The sequence below is a fragment of the Staphylococcus sp. HMSC065D05 genome, assembly GCF_001813195.1.
Lineage (GTDB): Bacteria > Bacillota > Bacilli > Staphylococcales > Staphylococcaceae > Staphylococcus > Staphylococcus epidermidis.
Genome location: NZ_KV811722.1, coordinates 1 through 16526, shown reverse-complemented (window position 1 = coordinate 16526; position 16526 = coordinate 1). Strand labels below are relative to the sequence as shown.

17 protein-coding genes are annotated in these 16526 nt (G+C 31.3%); 6 read left to right on the top strand and 11 right to left on the bottom strand.

Annotated features, from left to right (window positions below; all coding sequences use genetic code 11):
* Positions 1–52: 52 nt before the first annotated feature.
* Genes HMPREF2897_RS01050 through HMPREF2897_RS01040 form a run of 3 tightly spaced genes read right to left on the bottom strand, consistent with a single transcriptional unit; the run spans position 53 to position 1730 of the window.
* Positions 53–856 (bottom strand): DUF4097 family beta strand repeat-containing protein, encoded by an 804-nt coding sequence (locus tag HMPREF2897_RS01050; RefSeq protein WP_070592454.1) that lies wholly within the window; start codon positions 854–856, stop codon positions 53–55.
* Complete coding sequence (locus tag HMPREF2897_RS01045) at positions 853–1413, bottom strand: DUF1700 domain-containing protein (RefSeq protein ID WP_002475769.1); 561 nt, start codon at positions 1411–1413, stop codon at positions 853–855. Before HMPREF2897_RS01045 ends, HMPREF2897_RS01050 begins: the two co-directional genes overlap by 4 nt.
* Positions 1410–1730, bottom strand: coding sequence for a PadR family transcriptional regulator (locus HMPREF2897_RS01040; RefSeq protein ID WP_002447239.1), 321 nt, complete (start codon positions 1728–1730; stop codon positions 1410–1412). Before HMPREF2897_RS01040 ends, HMPREF2897_RS01045 begins: the two co-directional genes overlap by 4 nt.
* Before the next feature lie 318 nt (positions 1731–2048).
* Between HMPREF2897_RS01040 and gltS the strand changes: the two genes are divergently transcribed.
* The gene (gene gltS / locus HMPREF2897_RS01035; RefSeq protein WP_002447238.1) at positions 2049–3257 is read left to right on the top strand and encodes a sodium/glutamate symporter; all 1209 of its coding nucleotides are present in this window, start codon (positions 2049–2051) and stop codon (positions 3255–3257) included.
* A gap of 155 nt (positions 3258–3412) precedes the next feature.
* On the opposite strand, the gene fni is transcribed toward gltS, so the two are convergent.
* A complete protein-coding gene (gene fni, locus HMPREF2897_RS01030) occupies positions 3413–4462 on the bottom strand; it encodes a type 2 isopentenyl-diphosphate Delta-isomerase (protein ID WP_002490796.1) in 1050 nt (349 codons plus the stop codon).
* Positions 4463–4505: 43 nt separating this feature from the next.
* Positions 4506–5453 carry a magnesium/cobalt transporter CorA gene (corA, locus tag HMPREF2897_RS01025; RefSeq protein ID WP_002490798.1) on the bottom strand — a complete coding sequence of 316 codons (948 nt, stop codon included), beginning with the start codon at positions 5451–5453 and terminating at the stop codon, positions 4506–4508.
* Between the two features lie 106 nt (positions 5454–5559).
* Between corA and HMPREF2897_RS01020 the strand changes: the two genes are divergently transcribed.
* Entirely contained in the window at positions 5560–6036 is a 477-nt protein-coding gene (locus HMPREF2897_RS01020) for a thioesterase family protein (protein ID WP_002475057.1), read from the top strand.
* Positions 6037–6038: 2 nt separating this feature from the next.
* Positions 6039–6413 carry a hypothetical protein gene (locus HMPREF2897_RS01015; protein ID WP_070592452.1) on the top strand — a complete coding sequence of 125 codons (375 nt, stop codon included), beginning with the start codon at positions 6039–6041 and terminating at the stop codon, positions 6411–6413.
* 150 nt (positions 6414–6563) lie between these two features.
* Here HMPREF2897_RS01015 and HMPREF2897_RS01010 read toward each other — a convergent pair whose 3' ends face one another.
* Complete coding sequence (locus HMPREF2897_RS01010) at positions 6564–7463, bottom strand: alpha/beta hydrolase (protein WP_002475061.1); 900 nt, start codon at positions 7461–7463, stop codon at positions 6564–6566.
* A gap of 217 nt (positions 7464–7680) precedes the next feature.
* On the opposite strand from HMPREF2897_RS01010, the gene HMPREF2897_RS01005 reads away from it, so the two are divergent.
* A complete protein-coding gene (locus HMPREF2897_RS01005; protein WP_002475059.1) occupies positions 7681–8313 on the top strand; it encodes a hypothetical protein in 633 nt (210 codons plus the stop codon).
* A gap of 179 nt (positions 8314–8492) precedes the next feature.
* Here the strand turns inward: HMPREF2897_RS01005 and HMPREF2897_RS01000 are convergent, their stop codons facing one another.
* Entirely contained in the window at positions 8493–10469 is a 1977-nt protein-coding gene (locus HMPREF2897_RS01000; RefSeq protein WP_070592450.1) for a DHA2 family efflux MFS transporter permease subunit, read from the bottom strand.
* A 12-nt stretch (positions 10470–10481) separates the two neighbouring features.
* Complete coding sequence (locus HMPREF2897_RS00995; RefSeq protein WP_001831502.1) at positions 10482–11129, bottom strand: HlyD family secretion protein; 648 nt, start codon at positions 11127–11129, stop codon at positions 10482–10484.
* Between the two features lie 140 nt (positions 11130–11269).
* On the opposite strand from HMPREF2897_RS00995, the gene HMPREF2897_RS00990 reads away from it, so the two are divergent.
* On the top strand, positions 11270–11821 hold the full coding sequence (locus HMPREF2897_RS00990) for a TetR/AcrR family transcriptional regulator (RefSeq protein ID WP_002475293.1): 552 nt from the start codon (positions 11270–11272) through the stop codon (positions 11819–11821).
* 35 nt (positions 11822–11856) lie between these two features.
* Here HMPREF2897_RS00990 and HMPREF2897_RS00985 read toward each other — a convergent pair whose 3' ends face one another.
* From HMPREF2897_RS00985 to HMPREF2897_RS00975, 3 genes are all read right to left on the bottom strand, one after another.
* Positions 11857–13068, bottom strand: coding sequence for a putative multidrug effflux MFS transporter TcaB (locus HMPREF2897_RS00985; protein WP_032602713.1), 1212 nt, complete (start codon positions 13066–13068; stop codon positions 11857–11859).
* A 56-nt stretch (positions 13069–13124) separates the two neighbouring features.
* Positions 13125–14513: a glycopeptide resistance protein TcaA gene (locus tag HMPREF2897_RS00980; protein WP_002475289.1), complete on the bottom strand. Its 1389-nt coding sequence runs from the start codon at positions 14511–14513 to the stop codon at positions 13125–13127.
* Positions 14514–14792: 279 nt separating this feature from the next.
* Positions 14793–15248: a MarR family transcriptional regulator TcaR gene (locus HMPREF2897_RS00975; RefSeq protein ID WP_002447227.1), complete on the bottom strand. Its 456-nt coding sequence runs from the start codon at positions 15246–15248 to the stop codon at positions 14793–14795.
* Positions 15249–15435: 187 nt separating this feature from the next.
* Here HMPREF2897_RS00975 and HMPREF2897_RS00970 point away from each other — a divergent pair, with 187 nt between their 5' ends.
* Positions 15436–16392: a YdcF family protein gene (locus tag HMPREF2897_RS00970; protein WP_002447226.1), complete on the top strand. Its 957-nt coding sequence runs from the start codon at positions 15436–15438 to the stop codon at positions 16390–16392.
* Positions 16393–16526: the final 134 nt, after the last annotated feature.

The window sequence follows — 16526 nt, the reverse complement described above, 5'->3', positions numbered from 1 at the left end:
TTATTGAAAATACTTGTTTCCTTAATTTTGAGCTAATGATAGAAAAATGCCTTTATTTTACTGTAATATCTCCATTTTCATTAATTAATTTCACTTTATTATTCCCATTGTCAACTTTACTATGATTTAACACACGATGATCGATGTCTGTTTGTCCTTCTTCATTACGAGTGATGATTTGGGTGTGATGAAGTTCTTTTTTATAATTCAAGTTTATATCCCCTTCTTCATTTTTAATACGTAAAGGAATATCAGGGGGCAATTGTTCCATTTGAATATCCCCATTGTCATTTTGAATATCAGCATGATTAAAATGAATATCTTTCGTATGAATATCTCCATCCTCATTATGAAGCGTCACCTTTTTATATCGTCCGTTTTGAACTTTAATGTCTCCAGATTTAGTATCAAATCTTCCTGTGTCACTATTTACTCCAACAACATTTAAATCCCCATCATTAGTCTTAATATCTATGTTTTTAATATATTTAGGTACTGTAATCGTAATATGATTACTAACATGACCTTGTATTCTAAAATTAATATGCGGCCTTGTTTGACGCTCTGTAATTACCCAATGTTGATTGTTCACCTTGCTAGTGACGTTTAAATTTTTGTCATTCCCTTTGGACTTAACCGAAAAATGTTCACCTTTTTTCACAATTATATCGCTTACTTTTCCATCAACGTAAATACTTTTCACAGTATTATCATCATAGTTTTTCATTAAATTTATTGTTTGATCATTATATTGCTTGTCTTTACTCAATTTTTTATTTTGTGCATATACTCCCACGCTACAAATAATAATTAGTGACAAGCCTATTAATAATATTATCGCTGAAATTTTTTTCATGATTGTACACTTCCTTTGACAATAGAAATATTCCATTTTAAATATTTCATAGTTAAGTAAAATAGCCACTTAATGAGGTAGTAAGTCACCACTGCAAGTACAAGTCCAACACCAAACATTAAACCAGTCATAAATATGTCATATAGGATAATGGAATGAAAACCATCCATAATTCCTTTAATGAGCAACATCAATGGTGCAACTAGTGAAGCTAGAGTAAAAATGATGAAGGTTAATACGAGCAGAATGCTTAAAAAAGCTGGTATTATAACAATAAAAAAGTTAAGCAAACTTAGCCCCATTACTGCTACAATTGCGGATGAAATATTCATTAAGGACACTTTTTGATGTGCATTTTCTACACTAAAAGTAGCTGTAAGTTCCTTACCTATTACTTTTGGATTACCTAACTCTTTACATACTTCTGATTCAGACTTTCCCTCTTGCTGTCCGCTATAAAAGTGCGTATCGTACTCATTCAAAATATCTTCTTTTTCTTCTTTATTCATATGTTTCAAATGCCTTTTAAGTTCTTTTAAATAATCATTTTTATTCATTCATTCTCACTCTCCTCAATGAAATGTTCTACAGCTTCCGTAAACAATTTCCATTCCTCTTCCAATTGATCAACCCTCGCAGCCCCTTGTTGAGTTAATTGATAGTACTTTCGAGACGGTCCTTCAGTTGAAGGTTGATAATACGTACTCAGTTCCCCGCTTTTAACCAAACGCCTTAGTAGAGGATAAACTGTACCTTCAGCTATGGTCATGTATCTCGAGATATTTTGTACAAGTGAATAACCATACTGATCTTCTTTTTTAATAATAAGCAGAACGATTAATTCTAAAGCACCTTTCTTAAACTGTGCATTCATATACCTACCTCCTCAATCGTATAAACAGTATTAAACTATACACAGTAGTGATTCAAAATAACTATAGCATCTACTACTATACATTGCAAGGTACTGTGTCTAATTTATTAATACACACGTCTTTATACAAATTTCGTCATCTTTTATTGATAAATTATAAAAATTAATAATTATAATTTACTTATATCATTATTTGGCAAACTGGATTTATTTCATTTGTGTATGTATAATGTGTATTATGGGACTTTATAAGGTTTACATTGAATTACTTTAATATATTACTAGTTATATAGGGTTTCATACAAAGGGGGCTTTTAAATGATAGAATTTGATGCAATTACCACATTATGTTTGGCATGTGTTTTATATTTAATTGGTCAAACAATAATCAACCATGTTTCTATTTTAAGGCGAATCTGTATTCCAGCACCTGTCATTGGTGGTCTTTTATTTGCAATATTAGTGGCTATATTAGATTCATTTAATATCGTTAAAATAAAACTTGACTCGGCGTTCATTCAGAATTTCTTTATGCTCGCTTTCTTTACTACAATTGGACTGGGCGCATCATTAAAACTATTCAAAATTGGTGGAAAAGTCATGTTGATTTATTTCACTTTTTGTGGAATTATGGCTATTTGTCAGAATATTATTGGTGTATCACTCGCTAAACTCTTAAACATTAAACCTTTATTAGGTCTTACAGCAGGTTCAATGTCAATGGAGGGTGGTCACGGTAATGCTGCAGCTTATGGTAAAACCTTACAAGATATGGGTGTAGATTCAGCAGTTGCAGCTGCTTTAGCTGCCGCTACACTAGGCCTTGTATTCGGTGGACTCATTGGCGGTCCCATCGTTAAATATTTAATAAAACGCTATGATCTTAAGCCAGAGCATCGTGACGATTCATTTAAAAATTATGGTATCGTTGAATACAATCAATCATTACATACAAAATATAAACCTATTCAAGTCTTTTTTATACAATTTTCTATACTCGTATTTTGCATGGCATTAGGAACATATATTGGCAATACTTTTACCGATTTAACCGGAGTTAATATTCCAATGTATGTTGGTTCAATGTTTGTAGCAGTAATTATTAGAAATGCTACAGACTTTATTGGTTGGGATATCGTTGATTTAAAAATGAGCGAACAAATAGGTGATATTTCATTAGGCATCTTTTTATCATTAGCTTTAATGAGTATCCAACTAACTCAAATATATTCTTTAGCTATCCCACTAATCATAATTGTTCTTGTACAAGTCGTATTTATGGTACTGTTCTCGATTTTCATATTATTTAAAGGACTCGGCAAAGATTATGACGCTGCTGTTATGGTAGGAGGATTTATTGGTCATGGTCTGGGCGCAACACCAAATGCGATGGCTAATTTAGATGTTATCACTAAAAAGTTTGGCAACTCTCCTAAAGCATATCTAGTAGTTCCTATTGTTGGTGCTTTCCTCATCGACTTAATCGGTGTAATTATTGTTATGAGTTTTATTCAACTTTTCAGTTAAACCATTCACCTTTTTTATTATAAGTACACGCTTTATAATAAAAACCTCTTATATTTCGGCATAACAATAAAAAAAACGATAATTCCTATAAATCTCACTTGGGAATTATCGTTTTATTTGTATGTTGAAATTATTACAATATACTATTTCATTTTTTATCTTCTATTTAAATGAAGGCCACGTTGATTGATCCATGATATCAACTCCGGACTCATTACGATATCTGCTTGTCGTAAACACTCAATGTTCGGTGCATCTAACATCGTCATAATTTTTTTCATATGTTGAATAAAAGACTCTACATAGTCGATGGTATTTGTAATACCTGATTGTTCTACTTGATTTAAGAACGGGCGAGACATCCCTATTGCTTTTGCACCTAATGCTAAACATTTTACAGCATCGAGTGGCGTACGTAAGCCACCGCTAGCAAAAATATTTAATCGATCTTGAAATTCAGTACTCTCAAGTAAGGATTCTACGGTAGATTGTCCCCACTGAGATAAATAATTCATATCTTTATTCGAACGTCTTTCATTTTCAATATCAACAAAATTAGTCCCTCCGCGTCCACTGACATCAACATAGTTAACACCAATATCATGTAACGCTTGTAATGTTTCTTTACTCATTCCGAAACCAACTTCTTTAATAATAACTGGAACATCAACGCGTTTAACAATAGATTCAATATTCGACATCCATGAAGCAAATTCACGGTTCCCTTCTGGCATGACTAATTCTTGAGGAGAGTTCACATGAATTTGTAGCGCTTGAGCGTCTAATAATTCAACCGCTTGTAGCGCTTTATCCACTGGTACATCGGCACCCACATTGCTGAAAATTGTTCCTTTGGGATTTGTTTTACGCACAATGCTAAATGTTTCAATCATATTAGGATTTCGCAAAGCTGCATGTGTTGATCCCACCGCCATTGCAATTCCAGTTTCTCTAGCAACAATTGCTAATTTTTCATTAATTTGTTTTGTCCAATCACTTCCACCAGTCATTGCATTTATATAGATTGGGTATGCCAAATCGAATTTCGTTGTATGACTTGTCATATCGACCTGACTAACATCAATACTGGGGATGGAATGATGAACAAATCTCACTTTATCAAAATCTGAAACCAGCGCATCTTTCTGTGACATTGCGATTTCTACATGTTCATTTTTCCTCTGTTCTCTTTGTGAGTCACTCATTAAAACACCCTACCTTTGTTAAATTATTTATATATATAAAGTTTTAAAACCATTTTTTCTTTTTAAAGAATATGATTAATATTATTGTTATAATTAGCATTAGAGTTAAGCACACGAAATAAGCATAATGCCATTTCAACTCAGGCATAAATTCGAAGTTCATTCCATATACACCAGCAATAAAAGTGAGTGGTGAGAATATAACAGATACAAGCGTAAGTATCTGCATTATACTGTTCATCCTAAATGACGTGAATGATTCATAATTTTCACGAATCTCATTCGTCATTTCTTGAGAAGTCCGAATAACACTTCTTTGTTTAATAAGATGATCATCAATATGTTGAATATACATTCTATGTTTGGCATCTTTAATTATATTTCCTTCTTGTTTCATTGTATCTACAACTTCTTGCATCGGAAATAATACGCGTTTAATTTTAATTAAATCCGAACGTAATTGAAAAACATTTTCCATAACGCTCTTACTATAGCGGTCATCGACATGCTTGTCTTCAAAATTATACACTTTATCTTCAATACCATAAACAAAGTTAAAATATTTATCCACCATACAATCCAGAATATGAATGACGATATCTGCACAATCTAATTCACTATCATGATTTTCTGCATTGTATTGAGCTACACGCTTTAATGATGGGAAATGTTTGTGATGGTATGTCACTAAAACATTACCTTCTAAAAATACACTTAGTGAGATTGGTGAGTAATCATCATTAATAATACTATGAAATATCATATATTGATACGCGTCATATTCTTTATATTTAACTCGTGGGTCACCATTGATAGCATCATCTATTTCTAAGTAATTGAAATCAAAATGATTTTTTAAATACTCATTTTCTTCATCAGTGGCATTTTCAAAATCATACCATATAATCGTTGCATCTTTAGGAATCTCTTTCACATTTGAAACTAATGTAAGAGGTTGCGATAAAGATTGAAATCTAACGGTCACCGTCATCTTTCTTACCCCCTCATACTTTATAAATTACATTTTATCATGAATTATGTTACATGTATGTGCTCTTTTCGGTTAGTATAGTGTTATAACTAAGGAGGTTAAATAAATGAACAAGACATTTACCGTAACCCGAACTGTGACAGAAGATGCTATAGATGATAATAATCATATGCATGACGCATATTATAATATTATTTTTAGCGAAGTCATTAATAAATTCAATGAGGTTCATGGTTTATCATTACCAGAGAGAGACCGTCTACAGTATACAGTTTTTACTGTTGAAACACATACTACTTTTTTACATGAATTAACACTTGGTCAAGAATTCAATATAGAGTTATTCCTTTATAATTACGATGACAAACGAACTCATTTCTTTCTGAGAATGTTAATTGATAATCAAGAAGTTGTTGCAACCAATGAGGTTATGATGTTAGGAATAGATAGGACACAACGTCGTGCTGCACCATTTCCAAAACATTATCTGAATGCCATACAAGATTATGCTCATAAGCAAGAAAAAATTGAATGGCCAGCACAATTAGGCCACTCAATTGGAATACCATATAAAGGAGAATAATAATGTCTATAAGAGAAAAATTAGTAATAGAGCTCATGAATTTAAAAGACACTGTAAAATACGAATTGTCAGAATTAAATGAACAACAATATTTGTTTATGAACGGCCCAGCATCTCAATTGATGAAGCGTGCTATGAAAATGAGCTATATTCTAGGCCAAAAAGAAGCAATTGATTACCTTTTATTACTTATCGACACTAGCCATGAGAATGTCTTACTAGATCACTGTCATGACTATCAAAAACAAATTCAAAGTAAACAATTCTCTTTACAAGAAGATATTATTCACCAAATAAATCAGTCAAAGGACTTCGAATCATTTCTATCAACTTACTATGTAAATAAAGGCAAATATGATATCATCAGCAAAATATAAACTTTCCTTTAATAAATACTATTGTTTAAACAAAATGATTATCTCATTCATCACCAGTTGATAAGCATAGCATTGGTAATTGACTTCATCCTTCCTTTTAGAACAACATTCATATCACTTTTAAAATTCAGTTAGCAATCTATTCAATTCCTACTCTAAAATTGATTTAGTGATGTGTTTTAACACCTTGTGGGATTGGCGTATGGGATAGAAAGGAAAATCATGCACCATTTTAGGATACTCTTTAAACTCAACATCGTTCCCACATTCCTCTAGAGCATGAGTAAATGCATGCATGTCTGGGCTTAATATTTCTCTGCCACCTCCATACATATATATAGGTGGCAACCCTTTTAGAGTACCATATAATGGTGATATACGCGCGTCTGATAAAGGTAAATCATTTGCCCAAGATTTCATGAGTTGATGAACACCAAATCGACTAACTAAGATATCATTTTCTTCCAACGTTTGCGTAATATTAGGATTAGTTAAAGTGGCATCTAAAAGTGGTGAAAGTAAAAATAACTTTCTAGGCACTTCTTGATTATCATTGATAAGTGATTGAACAAAACTTAATGCTAGTCCCCCACCAGAACCATCCCCCATCATAACAATGTTGTCCGCACCAACTTCTTCAACTAATTGATTATAAACGTCACGAATCGCTTTGAACGTTTCTAAGTAGTGATAATCCGGTGACTTGGGATAGATAGGTAAAACGACCTCATGCAATGTATTTAAAGTTAGTTTATCCAAAAGTCTCCAATGAAATGGAGAAGGTTGCAAAGTATTATATCCACCATGCAGATAGAGTATCTTTTGATTCTTCTCATGTCTAAAATTAAATCTAAACACTTGCATATCATTAAGAGTAAGTTTATCTAAATTTGACTTTACATTAAGTGTCGCAGGTTGCTGATGTTTTTTACTATTTTCGATACTTCTCTTTTCTAAAAATTTTTTAACTTCATCATGACTACTAAAAAATATCGATCTATTGTGAAGGATGTATTTATTAACCACGCGATTCATCATTCTATTTTTCATTAATCAATCTACCTACCTCTATTTAAAATTTTAAATTTAAGAAATAATTTGTTTAAATATCTATATACCTTTGCAAAAAAAAGATATAATGATAAGTATGTCATTTTAAAGAAATATTTTTTAATCAATACTTAGGATACTAGATTAAACCCAATTATAACAGACATAAAATTAAAAAGATAAACTTAGTAAATTTGCATCTAAAGGAGGCATTTAAATGTCTGAAACATTACAAAACCAAAAACAATTCAACTCTCAATTTGAGCATCAAGAGATCCATCGTGGGAAAAGATATGGTAAAAAGAAACGCTCATGGGTAAGTCTCATTATTCAAGTTTTCGTTTTAGTATTAACTGCTATTACTGGCTATAGCATGCTTAAACAACCTATATTTAAAATTTCATTTGTAAATGAAACTATAAATTTTCATCAATTAAGAAATTTTCAAGATACCGTTACGCAAATCGGCAATTTAAATTTAGGTAATATTGATCAATTACAACAGTCTGTCGATAATCTCATCATTATATTTAATATTTTCTTTGTCCTATGTCTTATTAGTTTGTTTGTAACCGTAATTACAATTATTTTTAATCGCACAGCACTTAAAGTAGTCAATATATTACTTTTAGCTATTATGCTAGTCATTACATTGTATTTCAGTTATATCATACATACAATTGCTCAGAAAATTTCCGAATCTCTAAAACAATATTATTTAACAGTATCACCAGAACAAGTATTAACTGAAGCAGATGCGATTCACAATGCACTGATACTCATTGGATGTAGTATTGCGTTATTGATTGTAAGTTTGTTTTTCCGTAATCGTTTACCACGTATTAAATAAAGCTGATTTTAATGTTCTTTTAATACGAGAATCATCTCTTTTGTTTATGATTCCGCGACATAAAGTTTCTGGATAAGTGAAAAAGACAAATTCTATTGAAATAATATAGAATTTGTCTTTTTATAAAAATAACCACCTAGACGCTCTTAACGTCGTAGGTGGTTATTTACATCTCTTAATTATTTATCTTGTTGCGAAGGATAATCTTCAGCATTTGCTTTTTCAGCTGATAATTGAGCCTTTTTCTTGCCCTGTAAGAACAAGCTTAATATCAGTGCAATCGCACTAATAATTGTAGCAACAATAAATGCATCATTTACACCTTCTACAGATGCAAGTTTATTGACATGTTCGAGTAATACTTTCATTGCTGCTGACTCACCACCATACTGTTGGGCAAGTTCACGCATATGGTCTTGAATGACGGGATTCGTTTTATCTAACTCTTCACTAAAAGCAGAAAGATGATTTGTTTGTTGTGTCGTCATAACCGTAACCAAAACAGCTGTACCAATTGAACCAGCTAATTGTCTCATTGTATTAACAAACGCATTACCATGAGAAATTAAGCGTGATGGTAAAGCATTCATACCTGCTGTCATAATAGGCATCATTATAAACGCCATACCAAATGAACGCACAATATATATCCACATAATATGAAGATATGTTGTATCCATGTTTAATTTACTTAATTCCCATGTCGCATACGTCATAATACCAATACCAAATATTGCTAATGGTTTAATACCGATTGTATCTAACAATTTACCTGCCACCGGACCTAATGCTCCCATGACTAATGCACCTGGCAATAGTAATAATCCAGAGTCTAATGCTGAAAAACCTCTAAGATTTTGTAAATATAATGGAAGTAAAATCATTCCTCCGTATAAACTCATCATCACAATCATATTGATAATAGTTGTAAGTGTATAAGTTGGATATTTTAATACTTCCAAGTTCAACATTGGCGCTTTCATTCTTAGTTCTCTTAAAATAAAGAAGATAATGAAAACCGTACCAACAATAAACATTGTTACAATCTCGGTTGATCCCCATCCTTTATTACCGGCTTCTGAGAAACCATATAATAAGGAACCAAATCCAATCGTACTATAAATAATTCCAGGGATATCTGCTTTCGGATTTGTCGTACTTTGATACAACTTAAACCAAAACAGACCAATTACGATAGCAATAATACCTATAAAGAACATGCCGTAAAACATCACATTCCAATGATAATTTTGCACAATATAACCTGAAAGTGTTGGACCGATTGCAGGTGCTAATATCATTGCAATGCCCATTGTCCCCATTGCCACACCGCGTTTTTCAGGTGGGAAAATGGTAACAATAACGTTAGAACCTAACGGCATCAATATACCTGCGCCTATGGCTTGTAATACACGTCCACTCATCATAATTGGGAAATTAAATGAGATTGCACAAACTAAGGAACCTAACGTAAATAGTGCTAAACCTATAATAAACAATTTTCTATAAGAATATTTATTAAATAAAAAGGCACTAATAGGTATTAAAATACCGTTCACTAACATAAAACCAGTCATTAACCATTGACCAGTTGAGGCAGAAATATTAAACTCTGTGTTTATTTTAGGCAATGCAACATTTAATAGAGTTTGGTTTAGAATCGCGATAAACATACCAAATAACATTGCCGCTAATATTTTACCTCTAGTTATACCTTTACCAAAAATAAAGTTAGTCTCTTGATTTTTAATTCTTTCATTAACTCTACCTTCAGTAGAATTTGGATCGATAGGGTTCAACACATCGCTCGATGCGTCATCTTCCTCTTGGTTCTTATGACTTAACGCGTTTCTATCCTCTTTACTATCTGTATTGATAGATTGAGATGCATTATCTATTTCTGAGTCAAAGTGATTTTTTCGTTTTTCATCTTCAATATCGTTTGATTGCGTTGAATCAGTATTTGACTTAGTTGTTTGTTCTAAATCGCTTGCTTTAAATTTAGATTGATTACTTTCTCTCTTAGAATCTATTGTCGAACGTTGTTCCACTCTTTTGTCTTTATTTTTTCTTTTACGCTTAATTAAAAAGAAATTAATAAAACCAATGAGTATGAGCGCTACTACAATATATATAATAATGAAGGTCGCTGTCATAAAATGACCCCCTTAATTTTTATGAATTTTAACTTCAGCGTTCATACCTGGGACAACATTTTTAGATGGATTAGAATCTAAAGAGATTTTTACGGGTACTACCTGAGAAACTTTCGTATAGTTACCGTCGCTATTTGATGAAGGCATCAATGAAAAGCTAGCTGCAGTCGCTTGGCCTACTTCTTCAACCTTACCTTTGATTGATGCTTTTTGACCGTCGATATCTACATCAACATCGTTGCCTTTTTCCACGTCAGAAATATCTTTTTCATCTACATTAGCTGTTATATATAGATCATCTAAATTATATGCATATGCAATTGGGTTCCCTGCTTGAGTCATAGAACCTTCGATACCATCTGTTTTAACAATCGTACCTTTTTGTGGCATTTTGATGTTCATATCTTTTGATTGCCCATCTTGGCCTTGTGCTAAAACTTCTGCTACTTTATCACCTTTATCAAGTTTGTCTCCTTGCTTAACATTAAGAGATTTAATTTGTCCAGATGCAGGACTTGAGATTTTTATTTGATCTCCATCAACTTTTGCATTGTCAGTTGTCACATAACTTGTTGTGTTATGCCAGAACCAAAAGCCTAACACACCAATAACAACTAGGACAATGATAGTAATCACATTGATTAATATCATTTTTTTCATGAATATACCCTCCTATTTGCTTTTAAAATTCACTTTATCTATTATAGAGATGTGTAAATAAAAAATACACCAACATTTTTAATAATTGTGTTGGTTTAGAGTTTATTTATTTAAATTTTCTTTTTGATTTAGGTGAATATATGAAACAACGTGCGAAATATAAAATAATAAAAAGTTTAATCGAACTTTTAGAATACTATCCTTTTGATGAAATAACCATTAAAATGATATGTGCTTATAGTGGCGTGAATCGCTCTACTTTTTATGATCATTTTCAAGATAAATATCAATTACTAGATAAGATTCAAAATTATCATTTAAACAAATATATGTCATTACTACAAGCCTTCTATAACGATTTTCATCATATCAAAACAGATCAAAAAAAATTATATAAATTTTTCTTATTGATAGCCAAATATATTAAACGTAAAGAAGCGTTCTACAGAGCAACGCTTGTAACATATCCTAATAAAGATATTGCATTAGATTACATTAACGCCACTAAAACATGTTATGAAAAAGTCATGGATAGATATGAAACCTCAATAAATAATAAACGTATGTTTATCATTTATTCAGTTGGTGGTCAAGCAGGTGTATTTATCGATTGGTTACGTAATGGATGCCTCGAATCTCCTCAAGAGGTTGCTCAAGTTCTTTTAGCAAATACAATTAAATTACAACGATAAAAAGCTAAAACTCATTGAAAAATCACTCAATTTTATCAATGAATTTTAGCTTTTTTAAATATCTTCACATTAACCAACTGTAAAATCATAAGAATTATTGCTGTAATAACGATAACGATTATATAAGGTATCGCATTACTCTCTCCCTTAATACCAACAAGTGGAGAGATGATGCCACCAAGTAAAGTTTGGAACAATCCCAACAAACTTGAAGAACTACCTTTGGCCCCTTTACTCTCATCCATTGCTATCGAAAATCCTAACGTTGCAATCCCTGTAACTGGTGCCACTAAAATCACAAAGCCACAAGAAAGTATCCAAAAAGTCCAATGGTTGAGTAACGTTAGTGATACGATTATAACACCAATAACTTGTATAGTAGACATGATTCTTAGCAACAGTAACCTATCTATATAGTCAACAAGTTTTCCGGTTAATTGGCTTGAAATAATGAGGGTAACGCCTATAAAAGCAAACATAATACTGAAGTTTAATGGCGTTAAACCATAAATTGTTTGAACTATAAAAGGCGATGCAGAAATATAAGTAAATAGCAATACAAATGACACCCCTTGTATCAACATGGGTAATACAAAGCGGGGGGTTTTAAAAAGTTCTTTGAAATTGATTAGCATTGTACCTATGTTACTATTTACTCTTAGGCTCTTTTCAAGCGACTCAGGTACTTTAAATAAAGTCCCTATTAACATGACAATCCCAAACATTGTTAGTATTACAAATACAATTCGCCATGGCCCATAATTTAAAATGATACCGCCAAGCGCAGGTGCGATAATTGGTGCAATACCATTGACGAGCATTAATAATGATAAAAATTTAGTTAGCGCATTACCAGAGTACATATCACTAGCAATAGCTCTTGAGATGACTGCACCTGCACCACCAGTTAATCCTTGAATAAATCGTAAAATAATCATAATCCATATATTTGTGACGAATATAATACCTAAACTCGCAATAGTAAAAATAATCAGTGAGAAAATTAATGGTTTTTTTCTACCAGTAATATCAGATATGGGTCCAGCCAAAAAATTTCCTAACGCTAATCCAATCATAAAAAAGGAGATAGTGAGCTGAGTTGTAGATGCAGAAATATCAAAATCATGACTAATATTAGGTAGTCCAGGTAAAAACATATCAATAGCCAATGGGCCAAATGCTGTTAATGAACCTAATATAACAATAAAAAGAAATGATTGATTTTCTGACTGATACACCCTTTTCAAGCTTCCTCCCCCTTTAACAAAAATATTTTGAATGTTTGATAAAATCCATTTTGTTTTTATAATTCTTTAACCAACTGCATATTACTATCATCATTATCTATTTCTAATTCATAATCTTTATTTATATAATTCCCTATATGATCAATATGTTGAATAGTTGTTCTTACAGTATGTCCGCTTCGATGAACACTTAACACTTGTGGAGATATCATAGTGACGTTCGTTCGATTTTGGAAATTACTTTTCATTGATGTGTATATAGACGAATTCTTTTTAAAATAACTCGATATAAAGTTAAAATCATTCATATTAAATGCTGAATTCATAGCCGTTGCATAACCAGTAAAAAATTCAGTTAATTTATTTTTCAAACTATTTTCTTCTTTTTCTTTCTTTTCAACATAGCTATTTATTTTATCACTATCAAATTCCAATGTAACTTTCGTATTATCTTTCAAATCGTCTGCACTAATTGTTTTCGTCTCAGAACTAAACGTCTTACCTTTTGCCTTACCAGTTGCAGAAATCGTTATATCTTTTGTTTTTGGATAAGGACCAAATTCTTTAGAATGAGAATAAGTGAATGTACGGTCATTGATTTGAACTTTTTCTGATTTATCACTTAATTTACTAGCACCCTTAAATTTGATATTGATAAATGATTGATCATAATCTTCAGCTACATCTACGGTTTCAGAATGACTTTCTCTAAAGTCAAAATTTAAATGCCCATTGAATGTACCGTTTTCTGTAATTTTCTTAGATGGTAAATGATATGTACCAGGAATAAATTCACCCAAAGGTGTATTTTTATTTGCTTCAGCAATGACAGTTTTCTTTTTTCCACTTGTTCTAAATTCATATTTAGTTTCTACTTTAGGTTTAATAATTGGCTTTTTTGTCGGAGCTGTGAAACTCATATTATCAAAAATTAAATACTTTGTACCATTTTTACTTATTTTAAGTACATCTTGTCCACTTTTCGTTTGTATATAAGATGCCACGCTTGAATTACTTTTATTCAATTTATCTACAGTATTATTGATATCTCGAATATACTTCTTAATACCTACTTCTTTTTTTACATAATTAATATATTGTTGCGCTTCAACATCGTCTACTTTTTTATTTTTAGTACTCAATAATGTAGCAACTTTTTGTGCATCATTATTATCTACAGCATTAACTAATATCTTAGCTTGTGCATTAGGAGAATTATAATTTCTTAAAAGGAAAAATAACACGATAATAAGTATTAAGATAAATACACTAATACCTATCGGAACAATTTTACGAAGACGTATATTGGTAGAATTCTCATTACTCGATTGAGATGATTGGTCTTTAATCTTTCTTTTTTTCTTCTTAGTTAATAGTTGCCCACAGTTTGGACATTGCGATGTATCATCTTTCACTTGATGACCACAATTTGGGCATTGACTCATTTTATCACCTCTACTCATCTCACTACATTATGATTATATTTACATGTCATAAACACATTACCTACTCGATATATTTTACATTTAGCAATGATAAAATACAATTTCCATTACATGTAGTTTTCATTGTAATTCCATTAAAAGAAAGTTACAGACTTATCTAAATTATATAAATAAACGCTAGTCAAAAACATACAGATTTAGTCTCATTTTCTTATTTCCCCACTCATATTATTATATTCCTATTCGTCTCTAACTGTATAGGCTCTTTCACTGATTCTATCAAAGTTTAGAAGTATAAGATTGTATACGATAGTCGATAATTTCTAAAACCTGTCTAACTTTTTCAATTTCCTTACTGTCAAAGTCACTCGTCATATCACTAGCAATATGGCTCATAATCGCTTTTCTCTCTTTAATATATTTCTTTCCTTTATTAGATAATTTAATTATTTTAAGACGTTGGTCAGTATTGGAATGTGGTTTTTCTAATTTAACTAATTCAGCATTGAGCAATTTTTTGACTCTTCGACTAACAGCAGCTTTATTAACACCTTGTTTCTCTGTAATTTGCCCCACAGTTAACGCCTCTATACTTAGCATATTTAACACATGAGATTGCTCAGCTGATATGCCATACTCAGTTTGCAAGTCTTTAAGTAACTTTGCTGTTAATGTATTAACATCATTAATAAATTTTTCTAAAAATGAGATGTGATCTTCTATTCTTCTTACCATTTTTATCCCCTAATTAATCTAAACGATTTATATAAAAAAATTATGTTTAATCCTTTTAAATCATAGCAATAATACCTTAAAATTTAAACCATAAATATGTATTAAAATTGCCATATTCATAAACATTGCTAATTATAATTTCATAAGCTAAATTTATAAGTAATATAACTACTGAGGTATCAAAACAATGTTACTTTTTTTATGTTTTCTAATCGAATTATTACTTATTGTTTCATTATATACGAAACAATCGTTTACTCTTAATTTATTTAGTTTTATCTTATATACCATCATTGGTTTTGTTATGATGACTTATCATGTGGTAACTGTATCAATACCATATGAAATGTTTATCATTGTAATTGTAGCAATGATACTGTTATTGATTAAATATCGTTATATTTTCAAGTTGCAAACAGGTCGTTTTTTTATTTTAAAACTTAGTCACCATTTTTATACTATGGGGCTATTTGCTGTGAGTTGTTTATATATAAGTACTATTCCCCTAATTATCATTAATAGCTTAGCTTTATGGGTCGCAACCATTGCATTTAGTACAATTTACTCGTTTATCGGCTACCTATCTTGGTCTACAGCTTTTGAAAATCATCAATATCATAAACACGTAAAGTTAATTATGGTGCTTGGAGCTGGAATTTTCTCTGAAGAAGTGACTACACTTCTTGCTGCAAGACTTGATAAAGCTTTATCCGTTTATCATTCACAACGAACTAAACCTATCATCATTGTAAGTGGTGGCCAAGGTCCTGACGAACCAATTTCAGAAGCACTTGCGATGAAAAGATACCTTATAGCTCACAACGTTCCGGAAAATTATATATTTATGGAGAATCAATCCACGAATACACGAACCAATTTCTTATATTCTAAATCTATCATTCATTCGATGATGCCTACTTCAAGTCAGATGTTGTGTGTAACAAGTCAATTTCATGTTTTAAGAGCGCTTAAATTTGCTAAAAAAGCTCATCTTTCTTTCGATGGCATTGGAAGTCGTACACCATACCACTTTTTGGCACAATCTATGATTATAGACTTTTTGGGTTTAATGTATCAATATAAAACAATACTTACTATTTATTTCGCTATGTTGTTTTGGCTTGCAATACTACAAACCATATAAACCTCTCTTAGCAAAATTGAATATATTTAAAGAAGCTTGAGACACAAACATGTCACAAGCTTCTTTAATTTATAGTATGTTATACAACAATTCCACAGTTGGGTTCGGGGCCCCAACACAGAGAATTTCAGTAC